Here is a 19,926-nt window from a genome sequence, read left to right on the forward strand (position 1 = left end):
GCCCCGACGGTACGCGGCGCGACACGCCGAGAACGTCTCGCGCCTGGACGTTGGTTCCGCAGGGCCGGACGGGCGTCTGCGCGAATCGCCTTCCCCGGTCGCGGACAATGGGCGGGTGCGCTACAGCATCCTCGGAACCACCCGGGCCTTTCGCCCCGACGGCACGGCCGTCGCCCTCGGCGGGGCGCGGCTGCGTACCCTGCTGACCGTTCTGGCCCTGCGTCCGGGCCGTACGGTCGGGGCCGCCGTACTCGTGGGCGAGGTGTGGGACGGCGATCCGCCCGCGGACGCGGTGGGCGCCCTGCAGGCACTCGTGGCACGGCTCCGGCGGGTGCTGGGACGGGCGGCGGTCGAGTCCGTCGAGGGCGGCTACCGGCTCGCCGCCGACCCCGACGACGTGGACCTGCACCGTTTCGAGCGGCGGGCGGGGCAGGGGACGCGGGCGCTGGCCGAGGGGGACGCGGAGAAGGCCCTCGCCGCTCTCGACGACGCACTCGCCCTGTGGCGTGAGCCCGTACTCCCCGATCTGCCCGACCGTGCCGCAGCCGCGGCCGGACTGGAGGCGCGGCGGCTGGACGCCCGCCGCACCCGGCTCGCCGCGGTCCTGGCCCTCGGCCGCCCCGAAGAGGCCCTGCCGGAACTCACCACGCTCGCCGCGGCCCACCCGATCGACGAACCCCTCCAGGCACTGCGCATCCGGGCGCTGCGCGACGCCGGGCGCACGGCGCAGGCCCTGGCGGCGTACGAGGAGGTCCGCCTCGTACTCGCGGACCGTCTGGGCGCCATGCCAGGACCCGAACTCCGCGATCTGCACACCGAACTGCTCTGCCTGGACCGGCCGGACCCCGCCCCGGCCGCCCCCGCCGCGCCGCCCCGGGGAAATCTGCGGGCCAGGCTCACCAGCTTCGTCGGACGGGAAGGCGATATCGCCGACCTGCGCGAGGACCTTGCGCAGACACGGCTTGTCACCCTCCTCGGCCCCGGCGGGGCGGGCAAGACGCGGCTGTCCCTGGAGGTCGCCGAGACGCTCGCCGAGAACTGGCCGGACGGCGTCTGGCTGGCAGAGCTCGCCCCCGTCGACGATCCCGACAGCGTGGCCGAGGCCGTGCTCGGCGCGCTCGGAGCCCGGGAGACCGTGCTGCGGGGTGCGGGCGCTGAGGAGTTGCGGGCCGCCGAACGCGGTGCGGGCGACCCGCTCGTACGGCTCACCGAGCACTGCTCGCGGCGGCGCATGCTGCTGCTCCTGGACAACTGCGAGCATGTGATCGACGCGGCGGCCTCGCTCGCGGACCATCTGCTGGCGCACTGCCCGGAACTCACGGTCCTGGCGACCAGCCGTGAACCCCTGGGCGTGCCGGGCGAGTTCGTCCGCCCCGTCGATCCACTGCCGGACCCGATGGCGCTACGGCTGCTCGCGGACCGGGGCGCCGCGGACCCGGAGACCGCCGCGGCCTGCGCGGAGATCTGTCAGCGGCTCGACGGACTGCCGCTCGCCATCGAACTCGCCGCGGCCCGGCTGCGGATGCTCGGCCCGCGCCAGATCGCCGACCGGCTCGACGACCGCTTCCGGCTGCTCACCAACGGCAGCCGTACCGTGCTGCCGCGTCAGCAGACCTCCGGGCCGTCGTCGACTGGTCCTGGGAACTGCTGGACACGGCCGAGCGCGCGGTGCTGCGCCGGCTGTCGGTGTTCGCGGGCGGCTGCGCCCTCGATGCCGCGGAGGAGGTGTGTTCCGTCGCAGGCGCGGAGCTGTCGGCCGGATCCGACGCCGTCGACGCCGTCGACGCCCGTGATGTCGCCGCCCTGCTGGGTCTCCTTGTCGACAAGTCCCTGGTCGTCGCGGCTCCCGGCGACGACGGAGAGATGCGCTACCGGCTCCTGGAGACCGTCGGTGAGTACGCCGCGGAGCGGCTGGACGAGGCGGGGGAGCGGGCGGCCGTCGAGCGGGGGCACCTCGTCCACTTCCGGGAACTGACCCGTACCACCGGACCCGAACTCCGCGGTGCCGGCCAGCGGGCCGCGATCGACCGGTTCCAGCGCGAGTACGAGAATCTGCGCACCGCCCTGCGCCACGCCGTCGCCGCCCGGGACGAGCAGGAAGTGCTCTGCCTCGTACTCTCCCTGTCCTGGTACTGGATGATGCGCGATCTGCGGACCGACGCCCGCCAGTGGGCCGACGCGGCTGCCGCCCTGGGCCCCGACCCGTTCGCTCCGCCCGGCTCCCCGGCACCCTCGCTCCTGGATCGGTGCACCGATCTGCCGCTGCCCTGGGTCCCCGAGCAGCTGGAGGAGGCGCGGCGCGGGGTGCGGCTGATCCAGCTGGTCAGCATGGACCACCAACTGGACTCGTGGATGAACGAGGAGAGCCAGGCCCGGCTGCGCGTGGTCGTCGACACCTATCAGCCGGGCCAGCCGCAGACCTGCCGGACGCCGGGCTCCTTCTGGATGTTCGCGGTCCTGCTGACCGGCGAGACCGCCCAGTTGCGGGAACTGATGGACGAAACGGTGCGGGCGTGCCGGGAGTTCGGTTACGAGTGGGAGCTGGCGTCCGCGCTCCAGATGCGGGCCAATGTTCTGGCCAATCGTCCCGACTGGGCGGGCGAAGCGCGGGTGGACGCCGACGAGAGCCTGGAGATCTTCGTCCGGCTCGGCGACGACTGGGGGGCCGCGGAAGCGCTGTCCTCACGTGGCGAGGCCAATGAGCGGGCCGGTTCGTACGCCCGGGCCGCCGAGGACTACCGGGCCGCCATCGGCTGTGCCGAACAGCTCGGCGCCCACGCCCAGGTCGCGGTGCTGCGGTCGCGACATGCGAGCGCGCTCACCGAGTTGGGCCGCGCCGAGGAGGCGGAGCGCATCCTGCGGGACATCCTCGACGCCGGCCCGCAGGCGGGGCACGAGGCGATGCCGTCGGCACGCATGGCGAAGATCGAGGAGCCGAACTGGAGGGGCATGAGCACCAGGAACCCCATTCCCTGAACTGCCTGCGCCGTCTTCAGGGACAGCCCGAGCAGGATGAAGATCCACATGATGGCGGCGCCGAACACCGCCGCCAGCCCGACCGCCGCGAGCAGGCCCGGCACCGAGGTGATCCGCATGCCGAGGACGAAGCCCATCGTCAGCAGGATCGCCGTGGCGACCATCATCCGGCCGAGCTCGACGACGATCTTGGCGATGAGGACGGACTAGCGGGCGATGGGCATCGTCCGGAACCGGTCCATGATCCCCTTGCGGAAATCGTCGTTGACGCCGGTGCCGACGGCCATGGCGATGTGCATGCCCATCATCGCCATCAGCCCCGGGACCACGTAGTTGATGTAGGTCTGCCGGTCTCCACCGAGGCTCGCGCCGACGGAGCCGCCGAACACGTACACGAACAGGAGGGCGAAGACGATCGGCATCAGGACCGCGTCGAACATCGACTCGGGGTCCCGCTTGATCTGGAGGAGATTGCGCCGGACCAGAGCGCCGATGTGCCGGAGATTGCCCCGGGCGACAGCGGGCCGACGGGGGAACGCGGCGGACCCGCGACAGGCCGACAGCCCGCCGGAGGGGGGTAGCCGGCGGGCTGTCGGTGGTGCGGGATGTGGTCTGTGCGGATCAGTGGAACGTGTGCTCCGCCCGCGGGAACGTTCCGCCGACGACCTCGTCGGCGAACTCCTTCGCGGCGTCGCCGAGGACCTTGCGCAGGTTCGCGTACTGCTTGGTGAAGCGCGGCACCTTGCCACCGGTCAGCCCGACCATGTCCGTGTAGACGAGCACCTGGGCGTTCGTGTCGGGCCCGGCGCCGATGCCGATGGTCGGGATGTGCAGGGTGCGGGTGACCTCGGCGGCCAGTTCGGCCGGTACGAGTTCCAGGACGACGGCGAACGCCCCGGCGTCCTGCACGGCCTTGGCGTCGCGCAGCAGCTGCTGCGCGGACTCCTCGCCGCGGCCCTGTACCCGGTAGCCCATCGCGTTGACGGACTGCGGGGTCAGGCCGATGTGGCCCATGACCGGGATGCCGGACTCGACCAGGAGGCGGATCTGCTCGTGGGAGCGTTCGCCGCCCTCCAGCTTGACCGCGCCGACACCGGCCTCCTTGATCAGCCGGGTGGCGCTGCGGAGAGCCTGGACGGGGCCCTCCTGGTACGAGCCGAAGGGCAGGTCGGCGACGACCAGGGCGCGCTTGGTGCCGCGGACGACGGCGGCGGAGAGCATGGCGATCTCGTCCATCGTGACGGGCACGGTGGTCTCGTAGCCGAGGTGACAGTTGCCCATGGAGTCGCCGACGAGCATGACCGGGATCCCGGCCTCGTCGAACACGGACGCGGTCATCGCGTCGTACGCGGTGAGCATGGGCCACTTCTCGCCGCGCTCGGTGGCGGCGGCGATGTCGTGGACGGTGATGCGGCGGGTGGACTTTCCTCCGTACAGCGCCTTGCTGCTGTCGGCGGGCCCCGCGGGGGGAGTGGCGGACGGGTCGTGCGCAGCCTGAAGCGACATTGCCAACGGCTCCTTCGTCATCTCGAGGCGCCCTGACGGCGTCCCCGGATCCTCTCCATGGTGGCATCCCGTGCCGGTTCCCGTGAAGTGGCCCCGCGCGGGACCTTCCCCGCGCACCCCGTAACCGCAGGTCACAGCCGACGCGCCCGAGCTCGGGCCGAGTGTGCCCGTTGTGTCACAAGGCCGCTCGGCCGTCCCCGAAGCGGAACCTGCCCCGCCGCTCCGGTCGTCCTATGAGGTACGGCCGTCGTCGACGGCAGGAAAGCGCCGCTCATCGCCTAGGGTCGTGGGGCGCGGCGATATGTAGGGCAAGGCAGTGAGGAAAGCACGATGGTGCAGGCGTACGGAGCGGATACCGGCAACGGCAGCATGGAGCCGCCCCACACCGGAAGCCGTTTCCAGCACCTGCGCGAGAGATGGACGGCGGACCGCGGAATCTGGCGGCGCGGCATCGTGCTCGCCGCCTGCTCGGTGCTCATCACGCTCCTGATGGTCCTCCACGCGCAGATCCCGAACCGGATCGGCAACCTGGGCAGCCTCATCGAGACGTTTCTGCCGTGGCTCGCGGTGTTCATCCCCGTGCTGCTGGTGCTGGGACTCGTACGGCGCTCCGCGACCGCACTGGTGGCGCTGCTGCTGCCGGTCGTGGTCTGGCTCAACGTCTTCGGCGGCCTCCTCACCGACAAGTCGGGCGGCGGTGGCGACCTCACCGTCGCCACCCACAACGTCAACGCGGACAACCCGGACCCCGCGGGCACCGCACAGCAGGTGGCGGGCTCGGGCGCGGACGTCGTGGCCCTCCAGGAACTCCCGGGCGGCCAGGTCGCGACGTATGAGAAGTCGCTCGCGGCCCGTTATCCGTACCACTCGGTGCAGGGCACCGTCGGCCTGTGGAGCAAGTACCCGATCAGTGGCACCCGCCCCGTCGACATCAAGATGGGATGGACGCGGGCGATGCGCACCGTGGTCGCCACGCCCGAGGGACGGATCGCGGTCTACGTGGCGCACCTGCCGTCCGTACGGGTGAAGGTGAAGGCCGGCTTCACGGCCAACCAGCGGGACGACAGCGCCGACGCGCTCGGCGAGGCCATCGCGGACGAGCCGCTGGAGCGCGTCTTCCTGCTCGGTGACCTCAACGGCACGATGAACGACCGCTCGCTGAACGCGGTCACCTCCCAGATGCGTTCCACGCAGGGTGCGGCGGGTGACGGCTTCGGTTTCAGCTGGCCGGCCTCGTTCCCGATGGCGCGGATCGACCAGATCATGGTGAAGGGCGTCGAGCCACTGTCCTCGTGGTCGCTGCCGGCCACGGACAGCGACCATCTTCCGATCGCCGCCCGGGTCGGACTCTGACGCAACGGCCCGTTCACCTCCGGGCATAGAACGTCTGCGACACTTTGTTCCGGGAACATACTTAAACGTGTGCCAGTGAAGACGCCGGTACGTCCTGCCGCACGCCTCCACCGCCGCCGGGCCTCCACGGGGCCGGGCCGCGCCCCACCCCGCCGGCCCGCTTCGAAAGGTCTTCCCCATGCCCCTGGCCCTGCTCGCGCTGGCTGTGAGCGCCTTCGGCATCGGAACGACGGAGTTCGTGATGATGGGCCTGCTGCCCAACGTCGCCGACGACCTGGGAACGTCCGTGCCCACCGCCGGCTACCTCGTATCGGCGTACGCGATCGGCGTCGTCCTCGGCGCCCCGCTGCTCACCGGCCTCGGCTCCCGCATCCCCCGCAAGCGGATGCTCCTGCTGCTCATGGCCCTCTTCACCATCGGCAACCTGGCCTCCGCACTCGCCCCCGACTTCGGCTGGCTGCTCGCCGGCCGACTGCTCGCAGGGCTGCCGCACGGCGCGTTCTTCGGTGTCGGCGCGGTCGTCGCGGCCACGCTGGTCGCGGAGGGCCGCCGGGCCCGGGCCGTCGCGACGATGTTCCTGGGGCTCACCGTCGCCAACATCATCGGCGTACCGGCGGCCACGCTGCTCGGCCAGCACCTGGGCTGGCGGGCGACCTTCCTGGTGGTCGCGGTGATCGGTCTGGGCGCGATGGCGGCGCTCGCCCGCCTGGTTCCGCAGATCCCACTCGACGCCCGGCAGAACGTCCGCCGCGAGATGCGGGCGCTCGGTAACCGTCAGGTGCTCCTGGGGCTGCTCACCGCCGTCTTCGGCTTCGCCGGTGTCTTCGCGGTGTACTCCTACCTCTCGGCCATGACGACGGAGGCGATGGGCTTCGGCGAATCCTCGGTCACGCTGGTACTGGCCCTGTTCGGCATCGGGATGACGCTCGGCGCGCTCGCGGCGGGACCGCTCACGGACCGCGCCCTGCGGCCCACGCTGTACGGCTCCCTGGCGGCGCTCGCCGTGGTGCTGGTGGTCTTCCCGTTCACCGTCCATGTGCAGTGGGCGGCACTGGTGATGGTGGTGCTGCTGGGCGGGGTCGGCTTCATGACGACCACACCGCTGCAGATGCTCGTCATGAACAAGGCCAAGGACGCGCCCACGCTCGCCTCCGCCTCCAACCACTCGGCCTTCAACCTCGCGAACGCGGGCGGCGCGTGGCTGGGCGGCGTGGCGATCGCGGCCGGGTGGGGCTGGACCTCACCGGCGCTCGTGGGCGCGGTGCTGGCGGTGGTGGGCCTGGCCATCGCGGTCACGGCGGGCGTCCTGGACCGCGAGCGTAAGCCGGGTGCGTCGAGGGTCGTGGCAGGCGGAGCGGGCCACGCGGCCCACGAGCAGGAATCCGGCACCCGGGCGGAAGCGCGCTGACGGGCCCTGGGAAGAACCTCACGGACCGGGACTTGGGAAGAAGCGTCCGGACCGGGACCCCGGTCCGGGCTTCGTCCTCGGTCACCGGGCAGGCTTGACTCCGGCTGAGCATCGGCCAACGCTGCCGGTCCGGCGTTCGAAGACGCCGGACGCCGGACGCCGGACGCCGGACGCCGGACGCCGGACGCCGGACGCCGGACGCGAGTGCCGGGGGCCCGCCCCCGGCACACATCCGCCCCGTCACCCCGACTCGCGCCACCGATTCGTGATCGGCAGCCGTCGGTCCTTCCCGAATCCCTTGGGTGAGATCTTCGTACCCGGCGGATACTGCCGCCGCTTGTACTCCGCGGTGTCCACCATCCGCAACGTCCTCACCACCAGTGCGTCGTCGAACCCCGCGGCCACGATCGCCTCGCGGCCCTGGTCCCGGTCCACGTACAGCTCCAGGAGCCGGTCCAGTACGTCGTAGTCGGGCAGCGAATCCGTGTCCACCTGTCCCGGACGCAGCTCGGCGCTCGGTGGCTTGGTGATCGAGGCCTCGGGGATCGGCGGGGTCTGCCCCCGCGCCTCCGCCGCCCGATTGCGCCACTTCGCGAGCCGGAAGACCGACGTCTTGTAGACGTCCTTGATCGGGCCGTACGCACCCACGGAGTCCCCGTACAGCGTCGAGTACCCCACCGCCAGCTCCGACTTGTTGCCCGGCGCGAGGACGATCTGGCCCTCCTGGTTGGAGACGGCCATCAGCATCGTGCCGCGCAGCCGCGACTGCAGGTTCTCCTCGGCCAGGCCGGTCAGTCCCAACGACCCCATGTACGCGTCGAACATCGGCTCGATCGGCACGGTCCGGAAGTTCAGCCCCGTACGCCGCGCCAGCTCGGCCGCGTCGCTCTTCGAGTGCTCCGAGGAGTACGCGGACGGCATGGAGATGCCGTACACGTTCTGCGCTCCGAGCGCGTCGCACGCGATGGCTGCGACGAGCGCGGAGTCGATGCCGCCGGAGAGCCCGATCAGCACACTGCTGAAACCGTTCTTCGCGGCGTACGCGCGCAGGCCCACGACCAGCGCCGAGTACAGCTCCTCGTCGTCGTCGAGCCGCTCCGCGTAACCGCCCGTCAGTTCCGGCTCGTACGCCGGGAGAGGCTCGTCGGAGAGCACCACGTGATCGATGCGCAGCCCGTCGTCCACACTCCCCGACGGCGCCTTTGCCGCGGCGGCCGGCAGGTCCAGGTCGAGGATCATGCTGCCCTCGGAGAACTGCGGGGCACGCGCGATCACCTCGCCCCGCTTGTCCACGACGATCGAGTCGCCGTCGAAGACCAGCTCGTCCTGTCCGCCGATCATCGCGAGGTACGCCGTCGTACAGCCGGCCTCCTGCGCCCGCTTGCGGACCAGTTCGAGCCGGGTGTCGTCCTTGTCGCGCTCGTACGGCGAGGCGTTGACCGACAGGAGCAGCCCGGCCCCGGCGGACCGTGCGGCCGGCACCCGGCCGCCGTCCTGCCAGAGGTCCTCGCAGATCGCGAGCGCCACATCGATGCCGTGCACCCGCACGACCGGCATCGAGTCGCCCGGCACGAAGTACCGGAACTCGTCGAAGACGCCGTAGTTGGGCAGATGGTGCTTGGCGAAGCTCAGCGCGACCTGCCCGCGGTGCAGCACCGCGGCGGCGTTCTGCGGGGACCCGGCGGGCTGGCCGTAACGGGCCTGCGACGTCCCGGACCGGTCCAGATAGCCGACGACGACGGGCAGCTCACCGAAGCCCTCCGCCCGGAGGCGCGCGGCCAGCGCGTGCAGTGCGTCGCGGGACGCGTCGACGAAGGACGACCGCAGGGCCAGGTCCTCGACGGGGTAGCCGGTCAACGCCATCTCGGGGAACGCCACGAGATGGGCACCCTGCTCGGCGGCGTGCCGGGTCCAGTGGACGATCGACTCGGCGTTCCCGGCGAGATCGCCGACCGTCGAGTCGATCTGATTCAGTGCGAGGCGTAGTTGAGGCACGCCACCCAGTCTAATCGTCTTTCTGACGCGATGTCCTGGCGGGCCGGGCGGCATCAGGGCCGGCCCGCCAGGACGGGCCGTCAGCGCCGGTAGCCGATGACCGTCATCATGCCCGCCTCCGCGTGGTAGACGTTGTGACAGTGCAGCATCCACAGCCCCGGATTGTCGGCGTCGAAGTCCACCGTCAGCGGCCGCTTCGGGAGGATCACCGCGGTGTCCTTGCGCGCCCCGGCCGCGCCTCCCGCCAGCGCGAACGTGTGGCCGTGCAGATGCAGCGGATGCCACATCGACGTGGTGTTGTGGAACTCCAGCCTGACCCGTTCCCCGGCGTCGACGGGATGGCGCCGGTCAGCGCTGTACGGCTTCCCGTCGAAGGCCCAGTCGTACGCCCCCATCGACCCCGTGAGCGCGATCCGGATCGTACGGTCAGGGGTGCGCGTGGCGAGGGCGACGGACTCGTCCGGGACCAGCCGGCCGGCCGTCACCAGCTTCCCGTCCAGCTCCTTCGGCCGTACGGAGGCGGTCGGCGCCGCGCCGCTCCCCGTGCGCAGCAGGGCCAGCGCCGATGCCTTCTTGCCCTCGGCGAGCGCGGTCAGCGGGAACACCCCGTCCCCGGCGGTGACCAGCACGTCGTACCGCTCGCCCATGCCCAGCAGCAGGGCATCGGTCGTCGTGTGCCGGACCGGGAAGCCGTCGGTGTGGGTGACGGTCATCCGGTGGCCGCCGAGTGCGACCCGGAAGGCGGTGTCGCCGCCCGCGTTGATCAGGCGCAGCCGGATGCGGTCGCCGGGCCGGGCGGTGAAGGACGAAGGGGACTGGGACGTACGGCCGTTGACCAGGTAGTACGGGTAGGCGACGTCGCCCGCGTCGCCGCCGAGCAGTTCGCTGGTGGCGCCCATCATCATGCGCGAGGGCCCGTCGCCCTCGCTCCGGGTGGACATCTGCGACATGTCGTGCCCGCCACCGTGATCCATGCCGCCGTGGCCTCCGCCGTCGGCCCCGCCCATGCCCCGGGAGAGCTCGGCGAGGACCCCGTCGGGCGTCGAGCCGTCCACGCCGTCGACCCAGTCGTCGAGCACGACGACCCACTCGCTGTCGTACGACAGGGGTTCCTTCGGGTCCTCGACGATCAGCGGCGCGTACAGCCCGCGGTCCTGCTGGACTCCCGAGTGCGGATGGAACCAGTACGTGCCCGGGTGCGGAACCGCGAACCGGTACGTGAAGTCCGCCCCCGGCGCGATGTCCCGCTGGGTCAGCCCGGGGACGCCGTCCATGTCGTTGCGCAGGGCGAGGCCGTGCCAGTGCAGGGAGGTCGGCCGCGGCAGGTGGTTGGCCAGGGTGAGGGCCAGCGTGTCACCGGCGGTGACACGGACCTCGGAGCCGGGCAGCCGGTCCCCGTAGGCCCAGGAGGCGGCCGTGCGCCCGCCGCCGAGATCGAGGCGGGCCCGGGTCGCGGTGAGCGAGACCTTCCGTACGGGACCGGAGCCCCGCTCGGCCTCGGCCGCCGCGACCTCCTTGCCGTCGGGCGAGACGAAACGGTCGCCGGTCTTCGCCCCGGAGGCCGTACCGGTTGACGTATCGCCGGAACAGGCGGCGAGAACCCCCGTACCGGCCAGGGCGATTCCGGCGCCGAGCACGGCTCGGCGCGTGTGCTGTGCGGACATGACTGAGTGCACCTCAATGAAGTCGATGTGCTGGAGGAGGGCGGAGGCGGACGCCCGCTCCTAGGTCCTGTCTGGAGTTCCAGCGCGGGAGAAGGAGCGGCGTCCGGTGCCGTCGAATCCAAGGCGGAGGAGGGAGCGATGGCGGAGCCCTCGCGACTGACGACAACGCCGGAGGCGGCGGTGCCGGACGCCGCGGGGGAACTCCAGACAGGACCTAGATGCGCAGCACCGACAGCGTGGCGAGAACGGTCCTGCGGGGCGGTGGATTCGGCCACGGGAGCAGCGGCGGCCGTACGCCGGTCGCACGGCCGGAGAACGGCCGCGCACGGCCCGGCCCGAGCAGCCGGAGGGCGAGCAGGGTCACGGCCCAGGTGCTCAGCACGGCGAGGCAGACGGCCATCGGGTCCATGCCGCTCATGGGCGCGGCATCGGTGGGACCGGCGGCCGGGAAGGCGTGGGGGAGCGCGGAGGAGGCCGCGCCGACGGGTTCCGGCGCTTCATGGTCTCCGTGTGCGCCCCCGTGTGCCGAGGCCGCCGGCATTCCGGCAGGCGCTCCCGCTGCCGACAGTCCGGCCGGAGCGTGCTCGGCGGGGTGTCCGACCGTATGCATGGTGGCGATCCCGAACAGCAGCGCGACGAACAGCAGCCACTGCCCGGACGTCGCGCTTCTCTTCCGCTCCACACCCGGCACATCCCACACCCTACCCCCGCCGGGTATACGAGCCGTGGCCCGGTACCCCCTTCGCCAGGGGTGCCGGGCCACGGTTGTCACACAGGCGCTCAGCTGCGCGAGTAGACCTTCTCCGCCCAGCCCGCGATCTGCTCGTCGGAGAGGTGCTGCGCGAGATCGGCCTCGCTGATCATGCCGATCAGCTTCTTGTTCTCGACGACGGGGAGACGTCGGATCCGGTGCTCCTGCATCTCGTGCAGCACCGCGTCGACATCCGCGTTCGCGTCGATCCAGCGCGGTGTGCCCTGGGCGAGCTCGCCCGCGGTCACCTTCGACGGGTCGTGGCCCATGGCCACACAGCCGACCACGATGTCGCGGTCCGTGAGGATGCCGACCATACGGTCCTGTCCACCGTTGGCCGAGATGGGCAGCGCGCCCACGTTGTGGTCACGCATCATCTGCGCGGCGCGGTCGAGCGTTTCGTGAGCCGGAATCCACTGGGCTCCGCTGTGCATGATGTCTTTGGCGGTCGTCATGAAGGGTTTCCTCCTGCGTGCCGGTCGGGCATTGGTGTACGGGCCCCGAGCGAACCCATCGTCATGGGACCGCCCGGGGCACGCGACCGCTGCGACCCGTTCGGGTGGGCAGCCGTACGCCTCAGGGCCGGGGCTTCGCTCCCCTGGCCGTCAGCATGTCCGCCATCAGGTCCATCTCGGAACGCTGGGCGTCGACCATGCCCTGGGCGAGCCGCTTCTCGACCTTCACGGCACACAGGTTCACGCAGCCCCTGGCCATGTCGACCCCACCCTTGTGGTGGTCGGACATCAGCTGGAGATACAGGATCTCCGCCTGCCTGCCGTCGGCCGCGCGGAGCCGGCCGAGTTCGGTCCTGGTGGCCATGCCGGGCATGAAGGCCCCGTCGTGGGCGGTGAACCCCGGGCCGTCCGTCCCCGCCGCGTCCATGTCGTGCCCACCGTGCTCACCGTGGTCGCCCTGACCGCCGGCCATCCAGTGCATCGGCGGCTGTCCGTCGGGGGCCGTCTTCGGCAGCTCCCACAGATCCAGCCAGCCGAGCATCATGCCCCGCTGGTTGGCCTGCGTGTTGGCGATGTCGTACGCGAGACGCCGTACGTCCTCGTCCTTCGTACGGTCGCGCACGAGGAAGGACATCTCCACGGCCTGCTGGTGGTGGACGGCCATATCGCGGGCGAAGCCCGCGTCGGCCGACCGCGCCGAGGGGAGCGACGCCACGCCGTTCCCATGGCCCGCACCGTGACCGGCTCCCTCGCCGGCCCCGTCGCCCCGCGAGGAGGCGACCGTCGCCGCCCCCGCGAACAGCAGGGCGAGGGCCACGGCGGACCCCGCCACCCACCGTGTGCGCCGCAGCCGCCGCGCGCTCTCGTCCGCCGGTTCCTGGCCGGCTCCGGGCTCCCGCGTCACCCGGTGGCTCCGATCCCGCCCGTGCAGGGAGCGCCGGGCTCGGGTGTCTGCGCGCCCTGGACGTACTTCGCGAAGAACTGGGCCACCCGCCGGTCGTCGGCGCTGTCCACCGTGACCTGCTTGCCCCAGGCGGTCAGCATGATCGCCCCGGCCTGCTCCTCGTACGGGCTCATCAGCGAGAACGGAGTGCTCTCGACGCGGCTCGCCAGCTTCCGCACATCGGCGTCGGCGGCCTTGCCGTTGTACGTCACCCAGACGGAACCATGTTCGAGGGAGTGCACCGCGTTGACGTCGGCGACGGCCTTCTCGTATACGACGCCGTCGCAGTTCAGCCACGCCTGGTCGTGGTCACCGCCGACCGGCGGCCGCATGGCGTACTTCACCTCACCGGCGACGTGGTTACGGGGCAGCGTCTCCGCATCCCAGGACTTCTCCCCCTCGACGGGCTCGGCGGCGAGCGCTGACTCGTCCTGCACGGGCGGCTTGCCGTCCTGCGCCACCAGGTCCGGCGTCTGCTCCCTCGCCTCGGACTTGTCCAGCACGAGGTAGGAGCCGAAGCCGGCCAGACCGGCGACCACCAGGGTGCTCAGCGCTATGGCGACGATCCGGTTGCGGCGGTCGCGCGTGCGGTCGGCGTCGCTCATCTGCTCTGAGCTGGTCCTGCGGTCGAAACTCATGTCGGCCAGTTCCTTCTGCGAAGGGGGAGTGGGGGAAAACCAGGTCTGAAACAGGCATGCGGAGGGCGGTTGCGAAGCCGCGGGCCCCCTTGCACGCCTTGGCCGCCGATCGTAGTGGGTGGCCGAGTGCTCTCTCTCACACCGTGTGCGTAATCTGGGTGAAATCCCCGGTCGTGATACTGGCGTTCCTCCCCTACCCCGGGCGGTGGTGCACAGACCGTCTGAACTGCAAGGATGTGGCTATGGACAAGCAGCAGGAATTCGTCCTCAGGACACTCGAGGAGCGCGACATCCGCTTCGTACGGCTGTGGTTCACCGATGTCCTCGGGTTCCTCAAGTCCGTCGCCGTGGCCCCCGCGGAGCTGGAGCAGGCGTTCGACGAGGGCATCGGCTTCGACGGGTCGGCCATCGAGGGATTCGCCCGGGTGTACGAATCGGACATGATCGCCAAGCCCGACCCCGCCACGTTCCAGATCCTGCCCTGGCGTGCGGAGGCTCCCGGCACGGCCCGGATGTTCTGCGACATCCTCATGCCCGACGGTTCGCCGTCCTTCGCCGACCCGCGCTATGTGCTCAAGCGCATCCTCGCCAAGACCTCCGACCTGGGCTTCACCTTCTACACCCACCCGGAGATCGAGTTCTTCCTGCTGAAGAACAAGCCGCTCGACGGCACCCGGCCCACGCCCGCCGACAACTCCGGCTACTTCGACCACACCCCGCAGAACGTCGGCATGGACTTCCGCCGCCAGGCGATCACCATGCTGGAGTCGATGGGCATCTCGGTCGAGTTCAGCCACCACGAGGGCGCCCCCGGCCAGCAGGAGATCGACCTCCGTTACGCGGACGCGCTCTCCACCGCCGACAACATCATGACCTTCCGCCTGGTCATGAAGCAGGTCGCGCTGGAACAGGGCGTGCAGGCCACCTTCATGCCGAAGCCGTTCTCGGACTACCCGGGCTCGGGCATGCACACCCACCTCTCCCTCTTCGAGGGCGACCGCAACGCGTTCTACGAGTCGGGTGCCGAGTACCAGCTCTCCAAGGTCGGCCGCTCCTTCATCGCCGGTCTGCTGAAGCACGCCGCGGAGATCTCCGCCGTGACCAACCAGTGGGTCAACTCCTACAAGCGCATCTGGGGCGGCTCCTCCCGCGCCGCGGGCGCCGGCGGCGAGGCCCCCTCGTACATCTGCTGGGGCCACAACAACCGCTCCGCCCTGATCCGCGTCCCGATGTACAAGCCCGGCAAGACCGGCTCGGCCCGCGTCGAGGTCCGCTCCATCGACTCCGGCGCCAACCCCTACCTGACCTACGCGGTGCTGCTCGCCGCGGGCCTCAAGGGCATCGAGGAGGGCTACGAACTCCCGGCCGGCGCCGACGACGACGTCTGGGCCCTCTCCGACGCCGAGCGCCGCGCGATGGGCATCGAGCCGCTCCCGCAGAACCTCGGCGAGGCGATCGCCCTCATGGAGAAGAGTGAACTGGTCGCCGAGACGCTCGGCGAGCACGTCTTCGACTTCTTCCTCCGCAACAAGAAGCAGGAGTGGGAGGAGTACCGCAGCGAGGTCACGGCCTTCGAGCTGAAGAACCTGCTGCCGGTGCTGTAAGTCCAGGTCAGCGCCGTTAGGGCGCCTGCATGTGGCTTCGGGCCGACGGTGTCGCACCGTCGGCCCGAAGCTGTTTCACCCGCCCTGGGCCGTCTGTGGGCCGTCCGGTGCTGAATCGACGGCTTCGTACATGCTGTCCACGGCCTTCCGGGTACGTCCTTCGCTGCTCGGCATGAGGCGCGTGTTGACTCGCAGCGTGAACTTTGGGTCGCTGTGACCGAGGCACGTGCTCATCGGTAGATCGGAGCGGTCATAGCGGCAAAGACGTCCGACTTCCGGCTGGCCGGTGGCATCGCACAGACCAGGTAAAGGTTGGTCTGCTCGGTCCAGCCGGGGCGGACCTGGACGTTGACCCTGCCCCCTGCGGCGGTGGAGAGGGCAGCCAGCCTCGTTGTTTCACGGCGACGTGCGGTTGGTCTTGCGTCCGTGATGTCGTGTTGATCCCGGTCCGGGGACGGTTCCGGTCAGGGGAGTGCGTCGGCTGACGTGCCGGATGACGTCGGGTTCCACGGTCCCGGAGCTTGTGGGTGAGTCTCCTCTTGATGCTCGATGAGGTCGTTCGTGCTGGTCAGGTGGGGTGGGGCAGGGCGAGGATCCGTTCGAAGGCGCGGATGATCGCCGTGGCCCAGGGCCAGGTGTCGGGGAGTTTCAGACGGCGTTTTCGCTGGCCGCGCACGAGGCGGGCGGGGGCGTGGAGGATGCGGTAGCGCAGGGTCTTCGGGGTGGCTTTGGCGAGCTCGCCGTCCAGGGCGAGGAGCTGGAACCAGCAGCGGAGATCGGCGGCGAGGGTGGTGGCGGTGAGCCAGGCGGCGTTGATCTCCAGCTCGCGTGAGGGCGGCAGGCCGATCCCGGATGCCTTCTGATCGCGGATCCTGGGCTCGACCCGGGCGTGTTTGCGGTGTCGGCCGTCCAGGTGGGCGATCTGCCCGCGTTGGTGGTTGGTCGCGAAGGTCTGGTAACGCGCCTCCTGCTTGATCTCGTAGGCGTTGGCGTCCTTGACGTAGCGGGGGTGCAGGGGCTCCTTCCGCGCGATCACCCGGTGGTGCGCGGGCCAGCCGGTCAACTCGCCGAGCAGGGCGGTGATGTCGGCGACGAACGCGCCCTCGCGCACCCCGCCGTCCGCGCCGCCGCCGGCCGGCTGCCACAGGTTCTTCTTGTCGCAGATCTCGATGGCGGCCTGTTCGCGGGTGGTGAAGGCCCAGCCGACGGAGTACTCCCAGCGGAAGGTGGGGCTCTTGCGGCCGCCCGCGGAGGCGATCCAGTCGATCAGCTGGTGGGAGAAGCCCGCCCCGTCGACCCGGAAGAGGATCTTCTGCCGTCGCCACCAGGGCAGTTGGGCCACCGCCCGGGTCAGGATGTCGATGTTCACTGCCGCGTCGTTGGCATTGACGTTGCCCGTGTGGAGCGTCGCGGCGAGCTGTTCGCCGGTGTTGTCGCAGGTGGCGACGAATATGTGGTGTCCGAGGAAGCCCCTGTAGGTGCCGTGGGCTCCTTCCTTCTCCGACGGCGCGGGGATCAGTGTCCCGTCACTGTCGATCACGGTCCAGCCGGTCAGCGGCACCCCTTCGACCTCGACCTCGGGAAAGCCCTCGGGCCGCTTACGGAGCAGTTCGTAGACGCGGCGGCGTACTGCCGCCCGGGCCCGCCCGGCCCGGGCCCGGGCGAGTTCGTCGAGTTCCTTCAGCGCCCGCCACGCGGTGGGATGGGAGGCGACCGGGCCGAAGACGGGCCGCTGGTGTTCCAGCAGCCGGATGTCGCGGATGCAGGTCGCGCCCAGGGTTATCGCGACCGCGATCCACCATCACCTGCCCCCGGTCGTGCAGCGGCATGAACCCCGGCCGAGCCCGTGCGCTCCGCGAGCAGCCGCAGATGCACACCACCCACATGCCCGACCTGCCCCTTCCCGTCCCCCGACATCGCCAGACCCCGCGCCCACTCGCTACCCTGCACGTGAAAGGTGCCCCCACCCGCTCATGATCCAGTCCTCAACAAGCCGGATCATCGCAGGCCACGGGGCACCTTTTGCATGCGGTGACAGAACGTCACAGTTCATGGAATTCACGGTGAAACACCGAGGCCGGGCGTCCTGCACAGTGTCGTCGGCCGAGTCGACGAAACGCACGCGACGAAGGAGCGGAACACCTCGCGGTAGCGTCGTCGTTGAGGTCGACGGAGAGGAACCCCGCAGCATGCCGCAGCGTACGGACACCGCCCATCACGACGCCCCGCGCGGGCTCATCCTGGACTTCGCCGGGGTCCTGACCGGGGACCCCCGCCCCGTGCACCGCGCCTGGTGCGAGTCCGAAGGGCTCCTCGTGGAAGCATGGCGGGCGACGCTCAACGACCATCCCGAGGGACGGCGACTGTACACCGCCCTGGAGATCGGCCAAATGAGCCAGGCCGAGTGGAACGAGGGGACTGCCGCTCTGCTTGGCGCGCACGTTCCCCCGGAGAACTTGATGGGACGCGCCTGGGCGAACGTACCGCCGGCCCGGCGCATGGCCGCGCTCGCCTGCGCCGCCAAGGATGCCGGATACCGGCTGGCGCTCCTGTCGAACAGCTTCGGGCTGGAGCCGTTCAACCCTTATGCACATGCGGGCATTTGGGACCTGTTCGACGTCCACGTGGTTTCGGAGGTGGTCGGTCTCGCGAAGCCCGACCCGGCGATCTACCAGCTCACCCTGGACCGCCTCGGCCTGCCGGGGCCGGCCTGCTTCTTCGTCGACGACCACCCGGTCAACCTTCCGCCCGCCGAGGCCCTCGGCATCACCACCGTCCTCGCGACAACTGAGAACGAGACAGTCGACGAGCTGGAGCGCCTCCTCGGGGTGAACGCAGTCCTCGCCGTGTAGGCGCTTTTCAGCCAGCCCGCCAACTCGCCCTCACCCAAAGGGCGCACGCACCTGCGGTGAAGTGGGTACGGTCCAAGCCTGGCTTGAACGGCCCGGGGAGTTACCGCCATGCAATGGTCGGAATACACCACCGCTGAACGCCTCAAGACCCTCCGCAGCGGGATGACGCAAGAGCAACTGGCCGAGGCCGCCGCGGTATCGGTCGGTGTCGTGCGGAAGCTGGAACGTGGCGGCACCGCTTCTCTTCCCTCCCTGCTCGCCATCGCCTCCACGCTCGGCACCGACATCGCCGTACTCCTCGGGCAGCAGGCACCTCGCCGCTCGATGGATCGTGACGAGCGTGCGGCCCTGCGAACTCTCTCGGCTGCCACGCACGACGCCGCGATCGGCATCCCCGCCGACACCGAGCCGGGCACCGTCACCGAACTGCGTGCCGCCGTCCGGCACGCGGACACCGCCTACTGGGCAGGCCGGTACACCGAACTCGGCACTCTGTTGGCGGCCCTGCTGCCGGAGGCCCGCGCCCGGTACGACGCCGCCGGCACCGACGAGAGAGAAGCCGCGGCCGGGCTGCTGGCCGACGTCTTCCAGACTGCGGGCATGGCCGCGAACGTCTGGGGTTCGCGGGACCTCGCCTACGCCGCCCTCACCTACGGGCGCCAGATCGCAGTCCAGGCCGGGGACGACCTGCGTGAGGCGCACCTCGCGGCCACGACGGCGTGGGTGAACCTCCGTGACGGGCGTACGGCGCAGGGCTTCGCGCTCGCCGCCGCACGAGCGGAGCGGATCGAGCCCAGGATGTCCGAGCACGACCCCGACCGACTGTCGGTGTACGGGCAGCTCGTCACCAATGCAGCCGTGGCCGCGTCGCGGGGAGGGGCTTCCGCCGACACGGCACGCGAGTACCTGTCCCAGGCCCACGCGGTCGGCGCCCGCCTCGGCAGCGAGTACGCGCGCGGCGGTCATGCGCAGCCGCACGGTCCGCTGTACGCCGCCACCCAGGCCATGAGCATCGCCGTCGCCCTGAGCGACACGGCGGGGGCGCTACGGCTTATGGACACCGTCCGACTGGACGAAACGGTGCCGCTCGCGACCCGAGCCCGCTACGGACTCGACGTCGCCCTGACCCACGTGGAGTGCCGCCGGTGGGACCGGGCTGCTGACACCCTGGAGGCGGTCTGCACCATGGCACCGGGATGGGTTCAGCACCAGATGCTGCCAGGCGTGATCATCTCGCGGCTGGCAGGTGTGTCCGTGGGCCGACTTCGCGGACTCGCGCACGCAGCCGGTGTCCCTTTGGGCGTGCGCTGACCACCCACCACCACGACCCGTAGCAGTTCGGCGATCAGGAGTTTGCCGACTGCCACGCTCCGTGGCAATCCGAACCCCGCTTGCGGGCTCTACCGGTAGGGTGCGTTTCCGTCTAAGTGAGATTTGAACTGATGTTCGTGGCGTTCGGGTGGGTTGTTCAGGCTGCTGTGGCGTATTCGTGCTGGTAGTGAGCCTTTTCCAACTTCAGGTTGAGGCGTGGTGGAGGGTGACGATGGCCTTGACGATGTCGGTGATCCGGTTCGTGCTGCAGCGGAGCTTGCGCAGGAGTCGCCAGCCCTTGAGTGTGGCCATGGCTTGCTCGCCGAGGCAGCGGATCTTGGCGTGAGTGCTGTTGTGCCGCCGCTTCCATCGTTTGAGCCGCCGTCCCCGGAACGGCACTAACCACGCCGGGGCGAAACTCACCGCCGGTGACCTGCGGTGGGGAGTGCGGCCAGGCCCGGCCCGGGGTG

General features: G+C 70.6%; 14 protein-coding genes and 3 pseudogenes. 6 read left to right on the forward strand and 11 right to left on the reverse strand.

Translation table 11 applies throughout. The annotated features are described in order from the left end of the window. Window positions 1–115 precede the first annotated feature (115 nt). Window positions 116–2,919: pseudogene (locus F0344_RS27010) on the forward strand (BTAD domain-containing putative transcriptional regulator); the annotation flags it as partial. Here F0344_RS27010 and F0344_RS27015 read toward each other — a convergent pair. Further along, window positions 2,919–3,539 (reverse strand): annotated as a pseudogene (locus tag F0344_RS27015) (ABC transporter permease); the annotation flags it as partial. The pseudogenes F0344_RS27010 and F0344_RS27015 overlap by 1 nt on opposite strands. 58 nt (window positions 3,540–3,597) lie before the next feature. Further along, the gene (gene panB / locus F0344_RS27020) at window positions 3,598–4,482 is read right to left on the reverse strand and encodes a 3-methyl-2-oxobutanoate hydroxymethyltransferase (RefSeq protein ID WP_185301239.1); all 885 of its coding nucleotides are present in this window, start codon (window positions 4,480–4,482) and stop codon (window positions 3,598–3,600) included. Between the two features lie 330 nt (window positions 4,483–4,812). On the opposite strand from panB, the gene F0344_RS27025 reads away from it, so the two are divergent. Together F0344_RS27025 and F0344_RS27030 are read left to right on the forward strand one after the other, a co-directional pair. Continuing rightward, window positions 4,813–5,835, forward strand: coding sequence for an endonuclease/exonuclease/phosphatase family protein (locus tag F0344_RS27025; protein ID WP_185301240.1), 1,023 nt, complete (start codon window positions 4,813–4,815; stop codon window positions 5,833–5,835). Window positions 5,836–6,013: 178 nt separating this feature from the next. Further along, on the forward strand, window positions 6,014–7,243 hold the full coding sequence (locus tag F0344_RS27030; RefSeq protein WP_185301241.1) for an MFS transporter: 1,230 nt from the start codon (window positions 6,014–6,016) through the stop codon (window positions 7,241–7,243). A 240-nt stretch (window positions 7,244–7,483) separates the two neighbouring features. Here the strand turns inward: F0344_RS27030 and F0344_RS27035 are convergent, their stop codons facing one another. From F0344_RS27035 to F0344_RS27060, 6 genes are all read right to left on the reverse strand, one after another. Continuing rightward, window positions 7,484–9,238: an NAD+ synthase gene (locus F0344_RS27035; RefSeq protein ID WP_185301242.1), complete on the reverse strand. Its 1,755-nt coding sequence runs from the start codon at window positions 9,236–9,238 to the stop codon at window positions 7,484–7,486. An 80-nt stretch (window positions 9,239–9,318) separates the two neighbouring features. Further along, a complete protein-coding gene (locus tag F0344_RS27040) occupies window positions 9,319–10,902 on the reverse strand; it encodes a multicopper oxidase family protein (protein ID WP_185301243.1) in 1,584 nt (527 codons plus the stop codon). Between the two features lie 214 nt (window positions 10,903–11,116). Next, window positions 11,117–11,584 carry a hypothetical protein gene (locus F0344_RS27045; protein WP_185301244.1) on the reverse strand — a complete coding sequence of 156 codons (468 nt, stop codon included), beginning with the start codon at window positions 11,582–11,584 and terminating at the stop codon, window positions 11,117–11,119. A 98-nt stretch (window positions 11,585–11,682) separates the two neighbouring features. Then, window positions 11,683–12,108 carry a CBS domain-containing protein gene (locus tag F0344_RS27050; RefSeq protein WP_185301245.1) on the reverse strand — a complete coding sequence of 142 codons (426 nt, stop codon included), beginning with the start codon at window positions 12,106–12,108 and terminating at the stop codon, window positions 11,683–11,685. 121 nt (window positions 12,109–12,229) lie between these two features. After that, window positions 12,230–13,012, reverse strand: coding sequence for a DUF305 domain-containing protein (locus F0344_RS27055; protein WP_185301246.1), 783 nt, complete (start codon window positions 13,010–13,012; stop codon window positions 12,230–12,232). Then, window positions 13,009–13,689 (reverse strand): DUF3105 domain-containing protein, encoded by a 681-nt coding sequence (locus tag F0344_RS27060; RefSeq protein WP_185301247.1) that lies wholly within the window; start codon window positions 13,687–13,689, stop codon window positions 13,009–13,011. The genes F0344_RS27055 and F0344_RS27060 overlap by 4 nt, the downstream gene beginning before the upstream one ends. 242 nt (window positions 13,690–13,931) lie before the next feature. Here F0344_RS27060 and glnA point away from each other — a divergent pair, with 242 nt between their 5' ends. Then, window positions 13,932–15,293 carry a type I glutamate--ammonia ligase gene (gene glnA, locus F0344_RS27065; RefSeq protein WP_185301248.1) on the forward strand — a complete coding sequence of 454 codons (1,362 nt, stop codon included), beginning with the start codon at window positions 13,932–13,934 and terminating at the stop codon, window positions 15,291–15,293. A gap of 230 nt (window positions 15,294–15,523) precedes the next feature. Here glnA and F0344_RS27070 read toward each other — a convergent pair whose 3' ends face one another. Both F0344_RS27070 and F0344_RS27075 read right to left on the reverse strand, forming a co-directional pair. Continuing rightward, window positions 15,524–15,724 (reverse strand): DUF3987 domain-containing protein, encoded by a 201-nt coding sequence (locus tag F0344_RS27070; RefSeq protein WP_185302918.1) that lies wholly within the window; start codon window positions 15,722–15,724, stop codon window positions 15,524–15,526. Between the two features lie 137 nt (window positions 15,725–15,861). Next, window positions 15,862–17,088, reverse strand: coding sequence for an IS1380 family transposase (locus F0344_RS27075; RefSeq protein WP_185302919.1), 1,227 nt, complete (start codon window positions 17,086–17,088; stop codon window positions 15,862–15,864). 394 nt (window positions 17,089–17,482) lie between these two features. Here F0344_RS27075 and F0344_RS27080 point away from each other — a divergent pair, with 394 nt between their 5' ends. After that, entirely contained in the window at window positions 17,483–18,145 is a 663-nt protein-coding gene (locus tag F0344_RS27080) for an HAD-IA family hydrolase (RefSeq protein WP_185301249.1), read from the forward strand. Window positions 18,146–18,253: 108 nt separating this feature from the next. Then, on the forward strand, window positions 18,254–19,456 hold the full coding sequence (locus tag F0344_RS27085) for a helix-turn-helix domain-containing protein (RefSeq protein ID WP_185301250.1): 1,203 nt from the start codon (window positions 18,254–18,256) through the stop codon (window positions 19,454–19,456). A 204-nt stretch (window positions 19,457–19,660) separates the two neighbouring features. Here the strand turns inward: F0344_RS27085 and F0344_RS27090 are convergent. After that, window positions 19,661–19,855 (reverse strand): annotated as a pseudogene (locus F0344_RS27090) (transposase family protein); the annotation flags it as partial. Window positions 19,856–19,926: the final 71 nt, after the last annotated feature.

Source organism: Streptomyces finlayi, from assembly GCF_014216315.1.
Lineage (GTDB): Bacteria > Actinomycetota > Actinomycetes > Streptomycetales > Streptomycetaceae > Streptomyces > Streptomyces finlayi_A.

Excerpts from the sequence above, each read along its gene's own strand:
- panB (WP_185301239.1), bottom strand. The coding sequence starts at position 4,482 with ATGTCGCTTCAGGCTGCGCACGACCCGTCCGCCACTCCCCCCGCGGGG.
- F0344_RS27025 (WP_185301240.1), top strand. The coding sequence starts at position 4,813 with ATGGTGCAGGCGTACGGAGCGGATACCGGCAACGGCAGCATGGAGCCG.
- F0344_RS27030 (WP_185301241.1), top strand. The coding sequence starts at position 6,014 with ATGCCCCTGGCCCTGCTCGCGCTGGCTGTGAGCGCCTTCGGCATCGGA.
- F0344_RS27040 (WP_185301243.1), bottom strand. The coding sequence starts at position 10,902 with ATGTCCGCACAGCACACGCGCCGAGCCGTGCTCGGCGCCGGAATCGCC.
- F0344_RS27050 (WP_185301245.1), bottom strand. The coding sequence starts at position 12,108 with ATGACGACCGCCAAAGACATCATGCACAGCGGAGCCCAGTGGATTCCG.
- F0344_RS27060 (WP_185301247.1), bottom strand. The coding sequence starts at position 13,689 with ATGAGTTTCGACCGCAGGACCAGCTCAGAGCAGATGAGCGACGCCGAC.
- glnA (WP_185301248.1), top strand. The coding sequence starts at position 13,932 with ATGGACAAGCAGCAGGAATTCGTCCTCAGGACACTCGAGGAGCGCGAC.
- F0344_RS27080 (WP_185301249.1), top strand. The coding sequence starts at position 17,483 with ATGCCGCAGCGTACGGACACCGCCCATCACGACGCCCCGCGCGGGCTC.
- F0344_RS27085 (WP_185301250.1), top strand. The coding sequence starts at position 18,254 with ATGCAATGGTCGGAATACACCACCGCTGAACGCCTCAAGACCCTCCGC.